Origin of the sequence: Gaetbulibacter sp. PBL-D1 (assembly GCF_050509525.1) — a bacterium.
Lineage (GTDB): Bacteria > Bacteroidota > Bacteroidia > Flavobacteriales > Flavobacteriaceae > Gaetbulibacter_B > Gaetbulibacter_B jejuensis.
The window spans coordinates 1-20,899 of the sequence record NZ_JBNWKB010000020.1 but is presented as its reverse complement, the minus strand read 5'-3'; the positions used below and the strand labels follow the sequence as shown (position 1 = coordinate 20,899).

Annotated in this window: 21 protein-coding genes; 11 read left to right on the top strand and 10 right to left on the bottom strand. The window is 32.8% G+C overall.

Annotated features, from left to right (window positions below; translation table 11 throughout):
• Positions 1-51 precede the first annotated feature (51 nt).
• The 5 genes from ACQ0RB_RS14335 (at position 52) to ACQ0RB_RS14315 (ending at position 5,478) form a co-directional block, all read left to right on the top strand.
• Positions 52-354, top strand: a complete 303-nt coding sequence (locus ACQ0RB_RS14335) for a hypothetical protein (protein WP_430499282.1) — start codon at positions 52-54, stop codon at positions 352-354.
• A gap of 71 nt (positions 355-425) precedes the next feature.
• Complete coding sequence (locus ACQ0RB_RS14330) at positions 426-2,018, top strand: SulP family inorganic anion transporter (protein WP_129760832.1); 1,593 nt, start codon at positions 426-428, stop codon at positions 2,016-2,018.
• Positions 2,019-2,025: 7 nt separating this feature from the next.
• Positions 2,026-2,826 carry a universal stress protein gene (locus ACQ0RB_RS14325; protein ID WP_129760833.1) on the top strand — a complete coding sequence of 267 codons (801 nt, stop codon included), beginning with the start codon at positions 2,026-2,028 and terminating at the stop codon, positions 2,824-2,826.
• Between the two features lie 146 nt (positions 2,827-2,972).
• Positions 2,973-4,835 carry a SulP family inorganic anion transporter gene (locus ACQ0RB_RS14320; RefSeq protein WP_262733600.1) on the top strand — a complete coding sequence of 621 codons (1,863 nt, stop codon included), beginning with the start codon at positions 2,973-2,975 and terminating at the stop codon, positions 4,833-4,835.
• A 13-nt stretch (positions 4,836-4,848) separates the two neighbouring features.
• Positions 4,849-5,478, top strand: a complete 630-nt coding sequence (locus ACQ0RB_RS14315) for a carbonic anhydrase family protein (protein WP_129760835.1) — start codon at positions 4,849-4,851, stop codon at positions 5,476-5,478.
• Between the two features lie 80 nt (positions 5,479-5,558).
• Here the strand turns inward: ACQ0RB_RS14315 and ACQ0RB_RS14310 are convergent, their stop codons facing one another.
• Complete coding sequence (locus ACQ0RB_RS14310) at positions 5,559-6,188, bottom strand: HmuY family protein (protein WP_430499278.1); 630 nt, start codon at positions 6,186-6,188, stop codon at positions 5,559-5,561.
• Positions 6,189-6,214: 26 nt separating this feature from the next.
• On the bottom strand, positions 6,215-8,290 hold the full coding sequence (locus tag ACQ0RB_RS14305) for a TonB-dependent receptor plug domain-containing protein (RefSeq protein WP_430499276.1): 2,076 nt from the start codon (positions 8,288-8,290) through the stop codon (positions 6,215-6,217).
• Positions 8,291-8,394: 104 nt separating this feature from the next.
• Here ACQ0RB_RS14305 and ACQ0RB_RS14300 point away from each other — a divergent pair, with 104 nt between their 5' ends.
• The 4 genes from ACQ0RB_RS14300 to ACQ0RB_RS14285 all read left to right on the top strand — a co-directional run bounded on the left by ACQ0RB_RS14300 (position 8,395) and on the right by ACQ0RB_RS14285 (position 13,830).
• Complete coding sequence (locus ACQ0RB_RS14300) at positions 8,395-9,303, top strand: DUF6607 family protein (RefSeq protein ID WP_430499274.1); 909 nt, start codon at positions 8,395-8,397, stop codon at positions 9,301-9,303.
• Between the two features lies 1 nt (position 9,304).
• Positions 9,305-10,786, top strand: a complete 1,482-nt coding sequence (locus ACQ0RB_RS14295) for an ankyrin repeat domain-containing protein (protein ID WP_430499272.1) — start codon at positions 9,305-9,307, stop codon at positions 10,784-10,786.
• A gap of 84 nt (positions 10,787-10,870) precedes the next feature.
• Positions 10,871-11,353 carry a DUF2271 domain-containing protein gene (locus tag ACQ0RB_RS14290; RefSeq protein WP_430499270.1) on the top strand — a complete coding sequence of 161 codons (483 nt, stop codon included), beginning with the start codon at positions 10,871-10,873 and terminating at the stop codon, positions 11,351-11,353.
• A gap of 293 nt (positions 11,354-11,646) precedes the next feature.
• Positions 11,647-13,830 carry a PepSY domain-containing protein gene (locus ACQ0RB_RS14285; protein ID WP_430499269.1) on the top strand — a complete coding sequence of 728 codons (2,184 nt, stop codon included), beginning with the start codon at positions 11,647-11,649 and terminating at the stop codon, positions 13,828-13,830.
• Here the strand turns inward: ACQ0RB_RS14285 and ACQ0RB_RS14280 are convergent.
• The gene (locus ACQ0RB_RS14280; RefSeq protein WP_430499317.1) at positions 13,827-14,366 is read right to left on the bottom strand and encodes a CvpA family protein; all 540 of its coding nucleotides are present in this window, start codon (positions 14,364-14,366) and stop codon (positions 13,827-13,829) included. The two genes, ACQ0RB_RS14285 and ACQ0RB_RS14280, sit on opposite strands and share 4 nt — an antisense overlap.
• 401 nt (positions 14,367-14,767) lie before the next feature.
• Here ACQ0RB_RS14280 and ACQ0RB_RS14275 point away from each other — a divergent pair, with 401 nt between their 5' ends.
• On the top strand, positions 14,768-15,124 hold the full coding sequence (locus ACQ0RB_RS14275; RefSeq protein WP_344726737.1) for a hypothetical protein: 357 nt from the start codon (positions 14,768-14,770) through the stop codon (positions 15,122-15,124).
• Between the two features lie 33 nt (positions 15,125-15,157).
• Positions 15,158-16,177 (top strand): phenylalanine--tRNA ligase subunit alpha, encoded by a 1,020-nt coding sequence (gene pheS / locus ACQ0RB_RS14270; protein WP_430499266.1) that lies wholly within the window; start codon positions 15,158-15,160, stop codon positions 16,175-16,177.
• Positions 16,178-16,265: 88 nt separating this feature from the next.
• Here pheS and ACQ0RB_RS14265 read toward each other — a convergent pair whose 3' ends face one another.
• The 7 genes from ACQ0RB_RS14265 to ACQ0RB_RS14235 form a co-directional block, all read right to left on the bottom strand.
• Positions 16,266-16,721 (bottom strand): hypothetical protein, encoded by a 456-nt coding sequence (locus tag ACQ0RB_RS14265; RefSeq protein ID WP_430499265.1) that lies wholly within the window; start codon positions 16,719-16,721, stop codon positions 16,266-16,268.
• 105 nt (positions 16,722-16,826) lie between these two features.
• Entirely contained in the window at positions 16,827-17,471 is a 645-nt protein-coding gene (locus ACQ0RB_RS14260; protein ID WP_430499264.1) for a hypothetical protein, read from the bottom strand.
• Positions 17,472-17,612: 141 nt separating this feature from the next.
• Positions 17,613-18,104, bottom strand: coding sequence for a hypothetical protein (locus tag ACQ0RB_RS14255; protein WP_430499262.1), 492 nt, complete (start codon positions 18,102-18,104; stop codon positions 17,613-17,615).
• Between the two features lie 83 nt (positions 18,105-18,187).
• Complete coding sequence (locus ACQ0RB_RS14250; protein ID WP_430499260.1) at positions 18,188-18,769, bottom strand: MBL fold metallo-hydrolase; 582 nt, start codon at positions 18,767-18,769, stop codon at positions 18,188-18,190.
• A gap of 153 nt (positions 18,770-18,922) precedes the next feature.
• Complete coding sequence (locus ACQ0RB_RS14245; protein WP_343795127.1) at positions 18,923-19,495, bottom strand: RDD family protein; 573 nt, start codon at positions 19,493-19,495, stop codon at positions 18,923-18,925.
• A 152-nt stretch (positions 19,496-19,647) separates the two neighbouring features.
• A complete protein-coding gene (locus tag ACQ0RB_RS14240) occupies positions 19,648-20,133 on the bottom strand; it encodes a hypothetical protein (protein ID WP_430499258.1) in 486 nt (161 codons plus the stop codon).
• 208 nt (positions 20,134-20,341) lie between these two features.
• Positions 20,342-20,899: alpha/beta hydrolase family protein (locus ACQ0RB_RS14235; protein ID WP_430499256.1), on the bottom strand; the 558-nt coding region annotated here is incomplete at its 5' end.

Here is a 20,899-nt window from a genome sequence, read left to right as displayed (position 1 = left end):
CGAATATTTAAAGTTCAAGTTTTATATTTGCAACTTATGTAATTTTCCTTTATGGGTAAGAAAGTCACATCATTAGCTATACTAATAATCTTTTCAGCTTTTTTAGCTGCACCTACAATTATTTCTATTGTGGACAAAGATTTTAATGTAGCTGCTTTCTACAGTGTAAACGAAGAGGAAAATAGCCAAAACGAAATAAGTAAAAATGTTGAGGTTAAGTTTTTAGACAATTCATTATACGATGATTTAATTGTATTTGATAATAGTATAAAACACAACTCGCATTACCAAATTAACTATTCTTCTCTAAGCCTAGAGAACCTCTCTCCACCTCCCGAACAGCACATATTATAATTAGTTTTTTTACCTATTAGCTTAGTAATAGGTCACATTTTTATTATCAAATTTTAAAAACAAATTTTAATATGTTTAAAACAATTAAAAGTGATTTGCCGGCAAGTATTGTCGTGTTTTTTGTTGCCTTACCATTGTGTTTAGGTATTGCTCTAGCCAGTGGAGCACCATTATTTTCAGGATTAATAGCTGGTATAGTTGGAGGTATTGTTGTAGGAGGTTTAAGTGGATCTAAAATTGGAGTAAGTGGTCCAGCAGCAGGTTTAGCAGCTATTGTATTAACTGCTATTGGAACTTTAGGCGGTTATCAAAACTTTCTTGTAGCTGTTGTAATTGCTGGTGGTATTCAAATTTTATTTGGAGTTTTAAAAGCTGGAGTTATTGGGTATTATTTCCCGTCTTCAGTAATTAAAGGAATGCTTACAGGTATTGGTATCATTATTATTTTAAAACAAATCCCACACTTTTTTGGGTATGATGCTGAGCCAGAAGGAGCTGATAGTTTTTTAGAAGCTTCAGGTGAAAACACATTTTCTGCATTGCTTAGCATTTCTGATAATATTATTTGGGGCTCTTTTATTATTGGAGCTGTAGGTTTAGCAATTCTTATCCTTTGGGATAAAGTTTTGTCTAAAAAAGGTAAAATATTCCAATTGATACAAGGGCCTTTAGTAGCCGTAATTTTAGGTATTATATGGTATGTGTTTACTAAGGATAACGAAAGCTTATCTATTGCTGAGTCGCATTTAGTAAGCGTTCCAATACCTGAAAACGCATCGGACTTTTTTGGTCAATTTAGTTTCCCTAATTTTTCTGCTATCACTAATCCTGATATTTGGGTTGTAGCATTTACAATTGCACTTGTAGCAAGTTTAGAAACTTTGCTTTGCGTTGAGGCAACTGATAAGTTAGACCCTCATAAAAATGTAACACCAACTAACAGAGAGTTATTGGCTCAAGGTGCTGGTAACATGATTTCTGGTTTTATTGGAGGATTACCAATTACTCAGGTAATTGTTCGTAGTTCTGCCAATATTCAATCTGGAGGTAGATCAAAATTATCGGCTATTATTCATGGATTCTTCCTTTTAATATCTGTAATTCTTATACCTCGTTTGCTTAATATGATTCCATTATCAGTATTAGCAGCAATATTACTAGTGGTAGGTTACAAACTTGCAAAACCAGCATTGTTTAAACAAATGTATAAACTAGGATGGAAGCAATCTGTACCATTTTTTGTTACTGTAATAGGTATTGTATTTACCGATTTGTTAGTAGGTATTAGTTTAGGTCTTGCAGTTGGTATAGTAGTTATTTTATTAAAGAGTTACCAAAACTCTCATTTCCTTCATATTGAAGACAAGAGTAATGGAAAACATAAAATAAAAATGACACTTGCCGAGGAAGTTATCTTTTTAAATAAAGGAGCAATCCTTAAGGAGTTGGACAGCATACCAAGAGATACATATCTTGAAATTGATTTAATTAAAACAAGATATCTAGATTATGATATTATTGAAATTCTTGAAGACTTTATCTTAAAGGCTGAAGAACGAAACATTGACATGAAACTAATCTCTAAACGTGGTGTGGTTGAAAACCCTTCGAGCTTTATTAGGTTCTTTAATGAAAGACCTAAATCGAAAATAAGTTTAAGCTAAAAACACCATGTCAAAACAATATAAAATATTAGTACTTACCGATCTTAAAGATTCACCAAGTACTTTACTCAACAACGCTGTCAACCTTGCAAAAAAGGTTGATGGCGAAATTGATCTCTTCTCTGTACAAAAATTTACTGATGTGGTTGAAAGAGAAAGTCAACTTTCAGCCATGAGAACTTTAAATGAGAAGTACAATGCATTTGAAAAAGACATAAAAAATACTGTCGAGCCAATTTCAAAAGCATGTGATATAAAAATCAACTATCAGTTTTCTTTTGGCAATGTTAAAGACGAAATCAAAAACTACATAAGTCAGCAACAACCTGATGTAATAGTTTTAGGTAAGAAAAAGAAAGCCTTTAGCGTGGTAGGAGATAGGATTGCTAATTATGTATTAAAACAGCATAAAGGAACCGTTTTAATTGTACCTTCAAAGAGTACTTTAGAGCCTAATCAAGAATTGTCATTAGGTTTGTTACAAGACTCAGGAGATACTGTAAACAATGCTTTTGTTAAAAACTTGTTTGAGAAAAACACCCAACCATTAAAATCATTTAAGTTGGTTGATGGCGAAATGCATTCCACCACTTCAAATGCACTATTCAACTCTAAAGTAATTGAATACGTATTTGATAAGAGTGATAATGCAATCAGTAACTTGTCAAATTATTTAACAAAAAGCAATGTAAATCTTTTGTATTTCAACAAAGAAGAAACAAGGTCTGGTAACAGTTCAAAATCGTCTTCAATGTTTAATGCAGAACGATTAATAAATAACCTTAATGTATCACTTTTAATTGCTTAAGTGAATATACACAAGGAGGAAGTATTTTTTGGTAAAAATAAGCCATAAAAAGCGATAATATAAAACCAAAGCTAATGTTTAGAATTGCTTTTTTCTTTGAGAAATAAAGGTTAAATTAGAAAGCAAACTTTTAAAAACTGCTAAATATGAAGCTTTTTTCAAACATAAGAGGAGATGCATTTGGAGGTATTACTGCAGGTATTGTAGCATTACCATTAGCATTAGCATTTGGAGTATCGTCTGGTTTAGGTCCAAGTGCTGGATTGTATGGCGCAATCTTTATAAGTTTTTTCGCAGCGCTTTTTGGTGGAACTAATACCCAAATATCAGGACCAACAGCACCTATGACAGCAGTAAGCATGGTAATTATTGCTGGTATTATTGCTGCTAACGATGGAGATGTTGAAAAGGCTCTACCTGCTATTTTAACAGTGTTTTTATTAGCTGGTTTAATGCAAATTGGTCTTGGTGCTCTAGGTTTAGGAAAATACATAAGGTACATTCCATATCCTGTAGTTTCTGGTTTTATGACAGCAATAGGTGTTATTATTTTAATTACACAAATTTTACCTGCTGTTGGGTATTATCCTAAAGAAGACCAAGAGTATGTAAATAAGTTTAAGCCTAAGGCCGAAAGTGTAATTCTAAAAAATATTCTTGAAGAGGAAGCAGATGAAGGAATTCTAGTACTTGAAGACTTTAAAGAAACCATTAGAAGAGCAGAATTAGTAACCGAAGCCGACATACTCAAAGAGTCTAAAACGCTAGCGGCTAAAGAAGCTTCAGGTGTTTTAGGAACATTTAAGGTTTTAGGAAGAGCTTTAAAAAACATTAGTTTACTTGAAGTTTTATTGGCATTAGGCACAATACTTATTATTTATGGTTTTAAACGAATTACAAAAGCGATACCAAGTACTCTAGTTGCTTTATTGGTGATGTCTGGGATTGCTGTAGGATTTGGTTTAGACTATAGACCTATTGAGGAAATACCTAGCGGATTTCCAATGCCTAATATAGAAATCATCACTCAGTTTAAACTCAGTAGTATAACACCTTATATTTTTACAGCTTTAACTTTAGCGCTTTTAGGAGCTATCGATTCACTTTTAACAAGTGTAGTAGCTGATAATATGACCAAAACTAAACACAAACCTAATAAAGAACTTGTGGGACAAGGTATAGGTAATACAATTGGAGCAGTTTTTGGAGGGCTTCCAGGAGCAGGTGCAACCATAAGAACTGTGGTTAACATTCAATCTGGAGGAAAAACAAGATTGTCAGGTATGATTGCAGGTGTAATGCTATTGGTAATACTATTGGCTTTAGGTCCAGTTGCATCAAAAATTCCTGCAGCTGTTTTAGCAGGTATTTTAATAACAGTTGGTATAGGTGTAATGGACTATAAAGGACTTAAAGCAATACCTGTATTGCCAAAAGACATAAAACTAGGACCATTAAATTTAAGTTCAGAAGTATTGATAATGTTAGTTGTGTTAACACTTTCAACCTTTTGGAATTTAGTTTACGCTGTTGGAATAGGCTTAGTAATAGCATCGTTGATGTTTATGAAAAAACTTGGGGATTTAACAGCACAACGTTCTGATGTTAAAAAACTTGGAGAAGAAAAAGCTTGGGCAGATGAGGTTGATTTTCCTGTAAAATTGAAAGAAGAAGTCTTTATTAAACATATAAAAGGCCCTTTGTTTTTTGGCTCAACTAGCGATTTTCAAAGTTTAGCAGCTCAAATACCACATACAGCCTCAACAGTAGTCATTCGTTTAGGGCGTATGCAATATATGGATCAATCTGGCTTATATGCTATGGAAGATGTATTACAAGAGCTAAGAAAAAATAATGTTCAAGTTCTTTTTGTAGACTTATTAAAACAACCAAAATATATGATGGAGCGTATTGATATCATACCAGATTTAATACCTCGAGAACACATCTTTAAAAATTTTAAAGAGTGTACACAATGGATAAAAATTAACGTAAAAGACAAATATTAAAAAACAGAAAATTATGAAAGCACATACAAAAGAATCTCAGGCAACTATGACTCCTGAAAAGTCTTTACAATTCTTAAAAGAAGGAAATATAAGATTTCAAAATAATTTAAAAGCAAATAGAAACTTACTAGAGCAAGTTAACGATACTAGTGATGGACAGTTCCCTTTTGCGACTATCTTAAGTTGTATTGACTCTAGAGTGTCAGCAGAGCTAGTGTTTGACCAAGGTCTAGGAGATATTTTTAGTGTTCGTATTGCTGGAAATTTCGTAAATGAGGATATATTAGGAAGCATGGAGTTTGCATGTAAACTTGCAGGAACTAAGTTAATAGTAGTTTTAGGTCATACAAGTTGTGGAGCTGTAAAAGGAGCTTGTGACCATGCTGAAATGGGTAATTTAACAAAACTTATACAAAAGATAACGCCTGCCGTTAATGCAACTGAAGAGCCTAAAGATGAAAGCTTAAGAACATCTAAAAACTTAGATTTTGTGGATTCAGTATCAAAAAAGAACGTGGAATTAACACTAGAAAGAATTCATGCAGAAAGCCCTATCCTTTCAGAAATGGAAAAGAATGGAGAAATTAAGATAGTAGGTGCAATGTATGATATCAATACAGGAGGAGTAACTTTTTATGAATAGTTTATATTAATCTCCAAAAACAAAAAGCCACTCCAATTGGAGTGGCTTTTTTAATTAACTAATTCTAAATATGAGAAAAATTAAAATGTAATCTCACCTTCGTTAGGTTGATATACATAGTTAAAGCTGTAATATTGTGAGTTGCTTAAATCAGCATTTGGCTCACCATTTTCATAGTAGCTTAAAATTTCAACTTTAGCGTACTTACCATCGTTAGTTCTTACAACTAAAACTTTTCCTGCAATTGGAGAAATAATGTGAGTTGTTGGATCATAGTTGTACCAACCATTACCTGAACCTGTTGTGATTGCTAAACCATTAGCTTCGCTATCTTGTGTAAAAAGAGTCGTATCAACACTTGCAACTTCTGATAAAGCTCCAGTAGCAAAATAAGCTCCAGCGTTACCCATTCTTACAGGTTGATCATCAGCAGTAGCTTCACCACCATTTACTAAAATAGTTGTACCTCTAAAAGCAATATCCCAATTATCTCCTGTTACAGTAGTACCTGTTTCAAATGAAAATTTAATGTAATCTCCAGTAATTGTTGGAGGGTTAGTTGAATAGTCAGCAGTTTGTGTTGCTTGTATATTAGATATGGTTTCTGCCTCAACGTCTAATAATTGTTGACCTCCATTGTCGTCATCGCTACTACAAGATGAGAATCCTATTAAAACGATTGCTAATGCTAAAAATTTAAGTGTCTTCATGATGTTTAAGTGTTATTTAATGTTTATTAAATTTGAATATTAAGTTTTCCGTATATAATGCGACCTGAAATATTGCTTATGTTTTGTGTATCTGTAAAGCCAAAAACATTGTCAATACCAAAGCCTAATGTGTAATTCTTATAAAGTGTTTTGTTAAACGCGATGTCCCAAGTAGAATAACCATCTACAAACTCATCATATTTATCTAAATAAGTGTTTCCGTTAGTGTCGTAAAGTCCATATTTACTTCTGTAAGTTCCTCTAAGGTTTGCATCGAGTTTCCAACGTTCAAACGTGTAGAAAATCTTAAAATTAGCCATGTGTCTCGAACGGTTGTAAAGCCCAAAGTAATCTTCTTTTTTAAGCTGAAATGAAGGTGAGCTAGGAGTTAACCTTGCATAAACTTCACCATTTTCAAAGGCATCAACAGCTGCTTTGTCTTTAGCAAATAGTAATTGATAACCTCCCATTAATTTTAAATTATTGCTAGGTTTCCAATTCACATTAAACTCTAATCCTTGTGTAAATACCTTATGAACATTATAGTAGCTAAATACATTTTGCCCATTGGTTTTATTAGCGATTACTCGAGTATCAATTAAATCTTCAATATTGTTTCTAAATACATTAAGGTCTACTTTTACTGTACTAGAAAGTCTGTAATCTGCACCTACGTTAATACCAATTGAGTTTTCAGGGTTTAATTCGTTTTCAAATTCTGAAATAGGAACAACAATGTTAGCAAGCTCTCCATTAGCTTCCATTTGCGGAATTGCAGTAGTAACAGCATTGTAACCTAAAACCGTATAACCTACTGATGAGTTTGTAAAGTCGAAGTACAACTGTCTAAAATCAGGAGCTTTAAATCCGTAACCTACTGATCCTTTTACAGCAATTTTATTAGATAACTTATACCTTAATGCAGCTTTAGGGCTAAACTGTGATTTGTATTCGCTATGGTTGTCAAAACGAGCACCAAGGATAACGTTTAGTTTTTCGGTTGGATTGGTGTCATACTGTAAGTAGGCATAAGGAGAATTAAACTCAGGGTTGGTCGAAAAATCAGTACGTTTTAAGGTTTCATGATTCCAGCCAATACCACCAATAAAATCACTTTTTTCTGAAGATTTATAACTCGCTCTAATCTCTGGTCTTAGTAATAGTTGGTTAAAATCACTTTCACTAAATCTAGAATTGTCTGTATTGTTTAAGTATTCATCTGCTATGTAGCGTGTCGCGTAAAACTCAAAATAGCTGCTCCATTTTTCGTTATAGGTATGGCTTAATTTAGCATGAGCATTCCACTCATTAATATCACTTTCGCCTTTTAAATCTTCAGATGCTACATAATCTTGATTTTGTGTATAGTATCTTCCTGATAAAAACAGGCTAGTATTTTCGTTAAAATTATAAGTAAGCTTTGTGTTGAACGTGTGGTTTTTAAAAGGTTCAACAGTGTTTAAGGCATCATTTTCATTAAGGTCGTAACCATCACTACTAAAACTATTTACAAAAGCACTTACAGAAAACTTTTCTTTTCTGTAACCTAAATTAAAGCTGTTGTCTAGTGTATTGAAGCTTCCAACTCTAGAGTTTAGCTCTCCATTAAACCCATACTTAGGGTTTTCAGTAATTATATTTATAACACCACCAAGAGCTTCACTTCCATATAAGCTAGACGAAGCACCTTTAACAATTTCTATTTGTTTGATGTTTCCAACTGTAATTCGGCTAATGTCTAGTGTTCCTGCAGAACGACCAATAAGAGGTACTCCATCAATTAAAACTAATGTGTATTGAGAGTCTAAACCTTGTAGTTGTATACCTTCACCACCACCAAAATCAGGCACTGTAATTAATCCTGTTTGCTCGTTTAATATGTCACTTAATCGTAATGAGTTTACACTTTTTATTTCTTTTTTTGAGACTAACTGAGCTGGTAATGGTAACGAAGATAATTGTCTTACTGTACGTGTTGCAGTAACAATTACTTCGTCAAGTTGCTTGGTTTCAGTAGAATCAGTTTCAACTTCTTGAGCAAACGCTACCAAGCTAAAAAAAAGTGAAAAATAAATACAGATTTTATTTTTATTTAGACTCATTCTTGATTAAATTTGCTGCAAATATAAAATGTTATTTTAAATCAGTCTAAATAAGAACAAAATTTTTTCAATAAAATTTAAAACAGTAAAACAAAACTTTAATAATGAAACAATTAGCCTTAACAACAGTTTTAGCGTTTGCATTTATAATTAATTTAAATGCTCAAAGCACAAAAAAGCAAGACCAGGACGCCATAAAGAGTATGTGTGGTTGTTATGAAGTTACTTTTAACTTTGCCGAAACTTTTGAATACTCAGGAGATTCAACTTATATACCATCAAAAGTAAAACATGATAAAGGTTTAGAGTGGGTTCAATTAGTTGAAGATGATAAAGATAAAATTTCTATGCAACACTTATTAATTGTTGGTCCTCCTAATAATAAAATGATTGTAAAACATTGGAGACAAGATTGGGAATTTGAAAATACCGATTTGTATGAGTACAACTATGATAATAGCTGGAATTATGTTAGTCTTCCTAAAAGTGATGTTAAAGGACAATGGACTCAAAAGGTATTTCAAGTAGATGATAGCCCTCGTTATGAAGGATCTGCTTCTTGGGTACATGTTGATGGTAAAAGTTATTGGGAAAACACAACGTCTGCACCATTACCAAGACGTGAGTACACTAAACGTAGCGATTACAATGTAACTATTAGAAGAAATCGTCATGAAATCGTTAATAACGGTTGGATTCACGACCAAGATAACGACAAGGTAATTCGTGAAGAAGGAAAAGCTGATGTAGTATTAGCTCAAGAAAAAGGGTTTAATACTTACGTTAAAGTTGAAGACAGTAAATGTAAAGCAGCTCAAGATTACTGGAAAGAAAACGAAGCTAAATGGGCTATTGTACGTGCTAAATGGAGTGAAGTTTTTGCAAGACATACAAACTTGTCTTTGGAGGAAAAAGTTGATAATAAAGGACTCTTTAAATATTTATTTGATGAAGAGAACTATAAAACAGCTGAAGAAATCAATCCGTTAATTGAATCATTTGTAAAAAAATAAGATGCAAAATTTTAAACTAAAACTCCTTGGTTTAGCACTTCTATTAAGTGTTCAAGGATTTTCACAAGACAATATTTTTTTAAGCCGTGATTTTTGGGATACTAAACCTACACCTAAGGTAATTGACCAAAAAATAAAAGAGGGCAACAATCCTGCTGAGGCAAACAGGAATAATTTTGATGGTGTAGTGTATGCGATTTTACAAAACGCACCATTAGAAACCATTATTCACCTTCAATCTCAAGAAGGAAACGATGCTAACAAATTAACTCACGATGGTAGAACGTATATTTTTTGGGCTGCCTACAAAGGAAATATAGAGTTTATGAAGCACCTTTTAAAACAAGGGGCTAAAACCGACTTAACTGACGATAAAGGAAACACCATTTTAAACTTTGCCGCTGGTTCAGGTCAGCAAAATACTGAGGTATACGAACTTTGTATTAAAAATGGAGCAAACCCAAAAATAGACCTAAATCCTGATGGAGCTAACGCTTTATTATTGTCCGCTCCTTATGATTCAGATTTTAAATTGTTAGACTATTTCGTGTCTAAAGGTGTAGATTTAAAAAGTACTGACGCTAATGGTAATGATGCCTTTAACTATGTTGCTAAAACAGGAAATATTGATCTAATGGATAAGCTTATAGCTAAAGGGATTAAAGGAAACGACCAAGCATTTATGTTTGCTGCTTATGGAACACGCGGAAAAACCAATGGTTTAGAAGTGTATAAATTTTTAGAAGAAAAAGGATTAAAGCCTAATTCAACAAACCACGAAGGTGTTTCGCCATTGCATGTGCTTGCTTCACGATCTAAAGATACTGAAGTCATTAATTACTTTTTAGAAAACGGATTAAATGTAAATGCTAAAGATCACAATGGTAATACACCATTTTTAAATGCAGCTTCTAGAAACGACTTAGCTATAGTAAGCTTGTTGTACGATAATAAACTTGAAAACATTAATCAAGCTAATAAAAAAGGAGAAACCCCTTTAATGCTTGCAATGCAAAACAATAGTCCAGAGGTTGTCAATTTCTTGATAGAAAAAGAAGCTAATTTAGAACTAGTAGATGCTGATGGTAACAATCTAGCTTACTATGTTGTTAGTGGTTATTCAAACAGAAATAAAGACGGTTTCTTAAAAAAGTTAGACCTAGTAAAGAGTACAGGGTTAGACCTAAAAGCACCTCAAAAAAATGGAAACACATGGTATCATTTAGCTGTTGAAAAAAACAGTTTAGAGCTTTTAAAAATGGCTACTGAATTTGGTCAAGATATCAATGCTAAAAACAAAGAAGGGAATACCGCTTTGTTAATTGCAGCGATGAAAGCAAAAGATGATAGCATTTTAAAATTCCTTTTAGAACAAGGTGCAGACAAAACTATCACTACCGATTTTGATGAAACAGCTTACGATTTAGCTTCAGAAAATGAGCTACTAAAAAAGAACAATGTTTCAATTAAATTCTTAAAGTAAAATTTATTGTCTGTTCGAGCGCAGTCGAGAACTTTTAGTTAGGTCTCGACTGCGCTCGACCTGACACTTATTAATAATTAAAACATGAAATTAAAATATATAACCCTTTTAAGCATTTTAGTTTTAGGATTGGTATCCTTTACAACTTTAACAGAATCTACCAAGTATAAGTGTATGATTCAAATGACGAATTATACAGGAGAAGGCGCTTACATTGTGATTTCGTTAATCAACCCTGAAGGAGCTTATGAAAAAACCTTGTATGTAAAAGGTGATGACGATGAGTGGTACAATACGGTTGAAGAATGGTGGCAATTTTATGGCAAAAAACGTCATAATATTGATGCAATCACAGGCGCAACAGTTGCAGGTGGCGAACGTGCTATAGAAGTGATAGATATTGAAGACTCTAAAATAGATGCTGGTTACAGCATCCGATTTGAAACCGCTGTTGAAGATGATGAATATTTTGTTGATGATGTACAATTCCCATTAACAACAGAAAACATCAAAGGAAAACACGAAGGTAAAGGCTTTATTCGCTATATTAGAATGATGCCGAATTAATGCGTTGAAATCGAAGTAGAAGATGAAGACGAAACTGGTAAAACTTGATAAAAACAACGAACTGTCATCCTGAATTTGATTCAGGATCCAAATTGACACAGTGTTTTTTTATTAATGGATTCCGCATCAAGTACGGAATGACAAGATTATAATAATTGTCACTTCGAGCGCAGTCGAGAAGTCTCTAAACAAAAAATTAATACAAGTTTGTCATTTAAAGTAATGTAGGAATAAGAAAGAATTTTGAAAGACTGCTTACTGCCACTGAAAAACTGTTTACTAAAAAGAACACAATGACCATATCCATTTGGAGATACAGTCACCTTGCGTTGGCTGTATCTTCTTTTGTTTTTATCGTTTTAGCTTCTGTAACCGGAATTCTTCTGGCGTTTCAGCCTATTTCCGAACAATTAGAACCTTACCATGTTGCCGATTTAGACAACATCACACTTGCTGAAACTCTTACAGTTTTTCAAGAGACTTATCCTGAAATTATTGACATAAAAGTTGATGGCAATGATTTTGTGGTTGCCTCTGTTTTTACTGAAGAAGGAAACGATTTAAGTGGTTATTTTAATCCTGTTACTGCCCAATATCTTGGCGAAGAGTTAAAACCTTCACCTTTTTTTCAATGGGTAACCAATTTCCATAGGTCGTTATTCTTAAAAAGCGTCGGCCGATTTTTTGTAGGTTTATGCTCATTCTTGTTGTGCTTAATTGCTGTTACTGGAACTGTCCTAATCATAAAGCGACAACGTGGTTTTAAGCGCTTTTTTTCAAAAATAATTAATGAAGATTTTAACCAGTATTGGCATGTCGTTTTAGGGCGTTTGTCTTTAATTCCAATCATCATAATTACGGTTACAGGGGTGTATTTGTCGTTAGAAAAGTTTGATGCTTTACCAGAAGCTAAAATGTCACATCAAGTAGATTTTGATACGCTTTCTGAAACACCAAAACAACCGTTATCAGATTTTGAAGTGTTTAAAAACACACCGCTTTCTAAAGTAAAAGCTATTGAATTTCCTTTTTCTAGTGATGTAGAAGATTATTTTACAGTAAAATTAAAAGATAAAGAACTGCTTGTTAATCAGTTTACAGGCGATGTTTTAAGCGATATACAATTACCTAATGTCACGCTGTTTTCTAATTTAAGTGTGAATTTACACACCGGAAAAGGCAGCATTTTATGGTCTATCATTTTAGCCATTGCAACGGCAAATATTCTGTTTTTTATCTATTCTGGGTTTGCCATGACTTTAAAACGTCGTAAAAGCCGATTGAAAAATAAGTTCAAACCTCAAGATGCTGAAATTGTTATTCTTGTGGGTTCAGAAAACGGAAGCACGATAAACTATGCCAATGCATTTTACAAACAACTTATTGCTACTGGAAAAAAAGCAGTAATTACCGAAATGAATGCATACACGCAGTATCCAAAAGCAAAGCATTTGGTAATAATGACTGCGACTTATGGTCAAGGCGATGCACCAACAAACGCCAATATGTTTTTGCAAAAACTACAATCGGAAACCAATGCAAGCACCTTGCAGTTTTCGGTGGTTGGATTTGGCTCGTTAGCATATCCAGATTTTTGCCAATTTGCGTTTGATGCTGATAAAGCATTACAGCAATTATTTCAACAAGATGTTTCTGTGTTTACCATCAATGACAAGTCGGTTGAAGCGTTTAATCAATGGATCAATCAGTGGTGCGAAGCTACAGGAATTACTGTAAATATTCCGCAAGAGCAATTAGTGATCAAACCCAAGCAGCTTAAAAAATTTAAGGTAATCAGCAAAACAGAAACCAATATAGATGACACGTTTTTTATCACCTTAAAGCCTAAAAAACACCATCAATTTACTTCGGGCGATTTATTGGCTATCTATCCAAAAAACGATTATAGAGAGCGTTTGTATTCTATAGGAAAAGTAAACGGAAATGTTCATTTAAGTGTTAAGTTACATGATAAAGGTTTAGGTTCAGGGTTTTTACATAACGCTGAAATAGGCTCAAAACTAAAAGCGCGTTTGGTGAAAAATTCTGCATTTCATTTTCCTAAAAAAGCAAAGCGTGTGATTATGATTGCAAACGGAACTGGAATTGCTCCATTTCTTGGAATGCTTCAGCAGAACAAAAAAACAGAAACTCATTTATATTTTGGGCTGCGAACAAATGCGTCATTCAGCATGTATAAAAATCAAATAGACGCGCTTATTTCCGAAGAAAAGCTAAACACGTTTTCACTAGCTTTATCTAGAGAAGAAGATAAACAATATGTGCAAGATGCGTTGCATAAAGATGCAAAACGTATTGCAGAAACACTTTACAATAATGGTGTGATTATGATTTGCGGTTCGCTAGCAATGCATAAAGGTGTAATAAGTGTTTTAGAGGATATTGTTATGACGCACAATAACAAACCATTGAGCTATTATCAAAACAACCAGCAAATAAAAAGCGACTGCTATTAAGTATCGCTTTGTTCTTGAGTGTCTTCAGGACCAGTTTCTTCATCAACGTCTTTTCCTTTGTTTAAAATACTTGGAAACAGCATAGGAGCTAAAGATTTTACAGGTTTGTAAAGAATAGACGTTTCTAAATCTTCTTCATCTGCAAACGGAATGGTGTTGTTCATATTGTCAAAAACAATAAGCAATATGCTTAATATTAACCCAATTTTAAGTGCACCAAATACACCTCCCAAAAGTTTGTTTAAAATTCCTAAAGCAGCAAAATCAGCTAGTTTAGTTAAGGCTTTTCCTGCCAAAGCAATTGCTAAAACAATAACTACAAACGTAATGGCAAAGGCAAGAATGTTTACATATTTTTCATCCCAATCTACACTATCTTCAAAAAAAGAAGCAGCATAATCACTAAAATGAATGGCGCCATAAACACCAGCAACCAAAGCTACAAGTGAAGCAACTTCAACAAAAAGGCCTTTAAAAAGCCCTCTTACAAGTCCAAAAAGCAACAACGCTCCTAAAACAATATCAATAACAGCCATTATGTTAATTTTTTTCAAATATAACTTTTTAATAGTTAACGTGAGTTTGACGTAAAACATTAGTATAGTTGTTTCTTAAGTCAATGAAATTGTAACATTGTCACCTTGAGCGCAGTCGAAAGGTCTCAAAATCGGTCTATTTTGATTAGGTCTCGACTACGCTCGACCTGACAGTAATTTTAAATTAATTGTGATCAGTTCGTTATGAAAATAATTATATCGAATTGCGTTAGTTAAAAATATTGCGCCTAAGATTTGTTAGTTCTGGCCAAGTCTAGAACAGCTAGATTATAAGTAAAACTTTTTTTAAGGTTTCTGTTACCTTGTAGGTTTAAATATCAAGGTTTTTTAACTTTGCAACTTAATTAAATTGAGATTCCTGCTTTGGTAGGAAAATATATATGTCTAGAGACGAACAGTTAAAACAACGATGGGAACTTTTGGTTAACAAGCTGTCTGTACAGTTTGCTGATGGCGACACGTTAGATTTAGATGCCATTATATACCTTATTGGCGTTCAGGAATTAGGGCAAATACACCGTCGTTTTAAAAAAGACCACAAACTAGATTTGATGCATATTGCCATATGTAGGTTGTTAGAACCTTATGGGTATTATGAATTTGATTTTTTTGATGACGATGGTTGGCCACATTATAAAGTAAAAGAACAACTGCCTCACCTTAAAGCAGGCGAGCAAAGTGTTTTAATGAAAGAAGCCATTGTCAATTATTTTTTGGAAGCTGAGTTTATTGAATAGATTTACTAAATTTGCACTCATTTTATTGATATCATGATAGACAAGATTAAAGCGCTTATTGCTGAAGCAGAAGCATTCAAAGCTGAAACTAAAGATGAAGTTGAAGCATTTAGAATTAAATACCTTGGAAAAAAAGGGTTGCTTAATGATTATTTTAAAGAATTTAAAAATGTAGCTAACGACCAGAAAAAAGAATTTGGTCAAGTTATCAATGCTTTAAAAAAGACTGCTGAAGATAAAGTAAACGCTTTAAAAGAAGAGTTAGAGAGCAAAGAAGAAGATAAAGGTGTTTATGATGATTTGTCACGTCCAGGAGAACCTATTGAAATAGGAGCGCGTCATCCAATATCTATTGTGAAAAATCAGATTATTGATATCTTTTCGCGTATAGGATTTAATGTAAGCGAAGGTCCAGAAATTGAAGACGATTGGCACAATTTTACAGCGTTGAACTTGCCAGAATACCATCCAGCACGTGATATGCAGGATACGTTTTTTATTCAAACCAATCCAGATATCTTATTGCGTACGCATACCAGTTCGGTACAAGTGCGTTATATGGAAAACAATAAACCACCAATTCGAACTATTTCACCAGGTCGTGTTTACAGAAACGAAGCTATATCTGCGCGTTCGCACTGCTTTTTCCATCAAGTAGAAGGTTTGTATATAGATAAAGATGTAAGTTTTGCTGACCTTAAGCAAACGCTTCAATATTTCACTACTGAAATGTTTGGAAAAAGTAAAATACGTTTACGTCCGTCGTATTTCCCGTTTACAGAACCAAGTGCAGAAGTAGATGTGTATTGGGGACTTGAAACGGAAGTAGATTACCGTATTACAAAAGGAACAGGTTGGTTAGAAATTATGGGTTGCGGTATGGTAGATCCAAATGTATTAGAAAACTGTGGTATAGATTCTAAAGAATATTCAGGGTTTGCATTTGGTATGGGAATAGACCGTATTGCCATGCTACTACACCAAATAGGTGATATACGTTTATTAAGCGAAAATGATGTGCGCTTTTTAGAGCAGTTTAAGTCTTCGATTTAAAATTTAGGGATTGGTTGCGTAAAATCTGATGGATTTCCTATGAGTAAATCGGAAGTAATGAATTATATACGTTGCTGTACAACGTTTTTTAATTAGGTTTTTCAAGTTCAAATTCAAATTTCATCGCAGGTTTTCCTTCTACTTTTTCTATTCCAATCGTTTTTTCTATTTCAGATAACCATTCATCAGCATCACTTTTCTTTTCACACCATTTTGAAAATTCATCAATTTCTCCAACATTATTTTTATCAAAATAAATCGTGAATCCATAATATCCACACTCGTCGAGGTTTTCAAAAAACAGTTGTCTTTTTACCGATAAATTAAATTTTTCGCCTTCTCCAGTCCAATCATAATTTCCGTATTCAAATAATAACATATCACAATCAGGATTATCCAAGTCAAGTCCTAAAATTTCAACTTCTGAATAATCCATTTTTACACTTTTCATAATTGCTTTCAAATTCAAGTCCTCTACACTGAGTTCTCCAACATTGATTGTCTTTAAGAAATTTTGATATGCTTTTTTAAATGTCAGTTTCATAATGTTGTACAACGATTTCGGCTATGATTTCGTTGCGTAAAATCTGATGGATTTCCTATGAAGAAATCGGAAGTAATGAATTAGATACGTTGTTAGGCACAGTATTTATATCATTCCAAAGATGAAAATTAAAACCGATGTTAATATTAGACCTCTGTTAAACTTCGTTTTTATTTTATTTATTCTTAATCCTATTATGAGAATCAAAATTCCAATTATTGATTTAATTATAGTTTTCCACATAGGATATCCTATTATAAAATCTGGCGCAATGAAATTTGGTTCTAAAGTTTTGGTCAATACATAAAGTATTGTAAAAATTCCGACTCCAATAATTAGAATTGCATAATCTGTAATATGTTCAGTTTTCTGTTGTTTTGAAAACTTAATTGCGAAATACAATAATGAAATTCCGCTTAATAGTTTCAAAAGAAAAGTGGGATTTTGAATTAAGTTTAGTCTATTAACTTCAAAAAAAATTAAGTCAGTTAGAAATTGATTTAATGTTAAAACACATGGAAATATTAGATAAACAATTATAAATATTCGAGAAAAACGTTCTCCATTAAATTTATCTATAAACAATGAAACTAGAGCAGTTATAGAAACTAAAGCAAGAACCATTCTCAAAAGGAAACTACTAAAAAATTCGAATCCTTTGAAAATATTTATCAAAGTTATTACTGAAAAAATTAGTGATATTCCGATTATAATCCAGTTAAAATTTTTATCAGTAAATGTTTGTTTCATATTGTACTCTAACGGTCTCGGCTATGAATAGTTGCGTGGGTTTGCGATTAGCTTTACAAGTACACACGAAGCTGAAAATTCCAACGGAGTTTTCAAAGTAGGCGAGTAGAAGCAATTATTTATAGCCATTGTTGGCAAACGTTATTTTATTTGTCGAAAAATTAAATTATATTTTTCCATATTAGTAATTCGAAATTCTTTTTCTGTTGCTTTTTTTTGATAACAAAATATAAACTTGAAGGTATTATTTTGGTAATGAAACTTATTTATGCTTTCAGAAGTTATTTCTTTATCAGTTTCTAAATCATATTCCGTTCCATATGATTTAAAAACTAAAGTGTCATTCTCAAACGAAAAATTACAACTTTCTTTTCCGGTGTCAGTACTAATGTATGTTAATGTTTTAGGATTGTCGAATATTATTGTATCTGGTTTTTCTCCATTTAGGCCAATTTCACCAATAATCCATTTTGTACCTTTGAACTGGTCGTAATTTAAATTTTCTCTTTTAAGATAATCTAATTCCGTTTCGACTTTATTTATTTCAGTTTTCTTAACTCTTTTGTTACAAGAAATCAATAATGTTAAAAAGCCTATCAATAATGTCTTAATTTTTATTTTGTTTTGAGTCATAATGTTTGCCAACGGTTTTGTGTATGATTAGTGCGGGAAAAGACGCAGCAATGAGCTGTACACGTTGTTGCCCACAGTATTTTTTAGTATTCCAATTTTAGAATTTCGCCTTGCTCTGTCAATGGATGAATATTATCTACCTTATCCCAATTCTCTTTAGCGCTTGGTATTTGTTCGGGATACAGATGGTAAACATAATACATATCTGCATCAATGTCTATCTTCTGTTCTTTAGCATTTTTTAAAATCCAATATGGGACGAATGCCCAATCAATATTTTTAATTTTTCCAATTGTTTGAGGTTCTGTTGTGTCGCCAGATAAATACATCCGTTTTCCGTGCCACGTTATCAGAAATGAATAGTGTCTGAAATTAATTCCAAAAACCTTATGTTCAGTCTTAAATGTCTCAATCTCAAAATTATCCAAAGTTTCGTTTAATTTTTCTAATTCTGAAATGTTTGAAACACCATAAGTCTGTCCACCTTTTTCTTTCATCACTTTCTTTAGATTCTTTTTAGAGTAATGGTCAGAGTGTTTATGTGTAAAAATGAAAATTGAGTTTTCTTTAATACTATCTAATTCCGATTCTTTAAATTCCATATATCCGTGAGCTCCAGATTTGTATGGAAAATCAATGTAGAAATTTGTGATACCATCTGTCATATGAAGTCCACAATTTCCTATAAATTCAATTTGAATTTCTTTTGTCTGTGAAAATCCAAAAGCTGTAATTAGGCTAAAAATCAGAGTAAAAATTTTATTCATATTCGTGGTTTTATATTGTGCTTACACGTTGTTGACAAACGTTTTTATTTTTTAAGGAATTATATAACTTAATCCGTAAAAATATACGATTCCGATTATTATAATCCCGAAATAATTCATTTTCAGTTTTGTTCTTTTTAAGTCAGTCCAAATTGTTTTTAATTTTTCTTTTTCAGATGAAACAACTTTGGTGTTAGCTAAAAAATCTCCGATTCTTCTTTCTGGGTTAAAAAATCCAACTATAACTTCTATTGGCCAAGCAACGCATATTGTAAAATTCCGCACGAAACATTGTAATTCAGTCGCAGGTTTTTCCGTTTTTCTGTCGATGACTTGATAGCCCATTATTCTTTTCGCAGGACTTTTAGCATTGAAAAAGTCTTTATTGTAGTATACAAAGATTATCAAGACCCAAACATAGAAACTCATTCCGTCTATCAATTTAAATCCGAGTTTTTCAGATGCTATAGCAAATACAATCGCAATCGGAATTATCAAAATACACATTAAAAAATGGTCTAATAGCATTGCTGAAATTCTATGAAAACTAGGACTTCGATTTGCTAAATTGTCAAACATTTCGATTGATAAAATTCCGCTATGATTTTCTGTGTTTTTCGTCATTCTCAAATGTTTGCCAACGGTCTCGGCTATGAGTAGTTGCGTGGTTTAGCGGTTAACTTTGCAAGTACATACCAAACTGAAAATCCGCGAGGATTTTCAGAAGTAGGCGAGAACAAGCAATTACTTATAGCCATTGTTGGCAGCTGGTTTTTTTATTGTTTTTTATATAAAAATCTTTCTCCGGAATCTGGGTCTCCAATAAAATTCCAAATTATGATTCCGTCATCTTGCAAATACAAATCGTATGAAGTTGACATTCCGTTTTCATACAAGTTGCTTTTGTCGAAACTCATATTCAAAACCCATTTCTCTCCTTTAAAATCTTTTCCGATTTTCCACGTTCCGCTTGTATTAACAAACCTTTCTTCGGTTTGGTAAAACACATTTATATAATTTGGCAGATTTGTTATTTCGAAAGTTCCGTTTTCTTTTAAATCCAATTCAATTTTTTTCTTTTCATATCCTTTTTCCTCATTTAATTCGTAACTGAATTTATCCACTTCCCAAATTCCAATCATTTCAGATTGAGTTGGTTTTTCAGTCAGATTTTTAGTTGTAATTCCGTTTACAGGACTTACATTAAAATATCTGCAACTTGCTAAAGTCAAAATAATAAGTAGATATAAAATTCTTTTCATTTCTTATTTTCAATTCGGTTTCTGCTTTGGTCAACTTGCAGCTAACAATTGGATATACGTATTACGTACATTCATACTATATGTCTAAGATAGCAAATCTTTTATTCAGCCAAAGATTAATTTCTCTATCAATATTGAGGTCACATTTAAAAGTTGTAATTGTTTCTTCTAAACTTATTGAATATAGTTCCTCAAAAAATCAAACCGTTTACTCCCTCAACGTTTCTTGAAACAATTTAAAAATGCGTCGGTACTCATCGCTCCAGCTAGAGCTTTCTACAAAGCCATGACCTTCTAGAGGGAAAACAGCTAACTCCCAGTTTTCTTTTTTCAGTTCTATTAAACGTTGTGATAGTCTTACCACATCCTGAAAATGTACGTTAGTATCAATCATACCATGCAGCATCAATAAGTTGCCTTTTAAGCCATCGGCAAAATAAATTGGTGAACTTTGTTGGTAGGCTTTGGGGTCTTCAACAGGTGTGTTTAAAATATTTGCGGTATAGCCATGGTTGTAATGTGCCCAATCGGTCACTGAGCGTAAAGCTGCACCACTTTTAAAAGTATCAGGATATTTAAACATAGCCATAAGCGTTATAAAACCACCATAAGAGCCACCATAAATTCCTAGTTTATCTGGTGAAACACCATGTTCTTCAACCAGGTATTTTGCACCATCAATTTGGTCGTTAAGGTCTTTTCCTCCCATGTGACGGTAAATAGCTGTTCTCCAATCTCTACCATAACCTTTACTTGCTCTAAAATC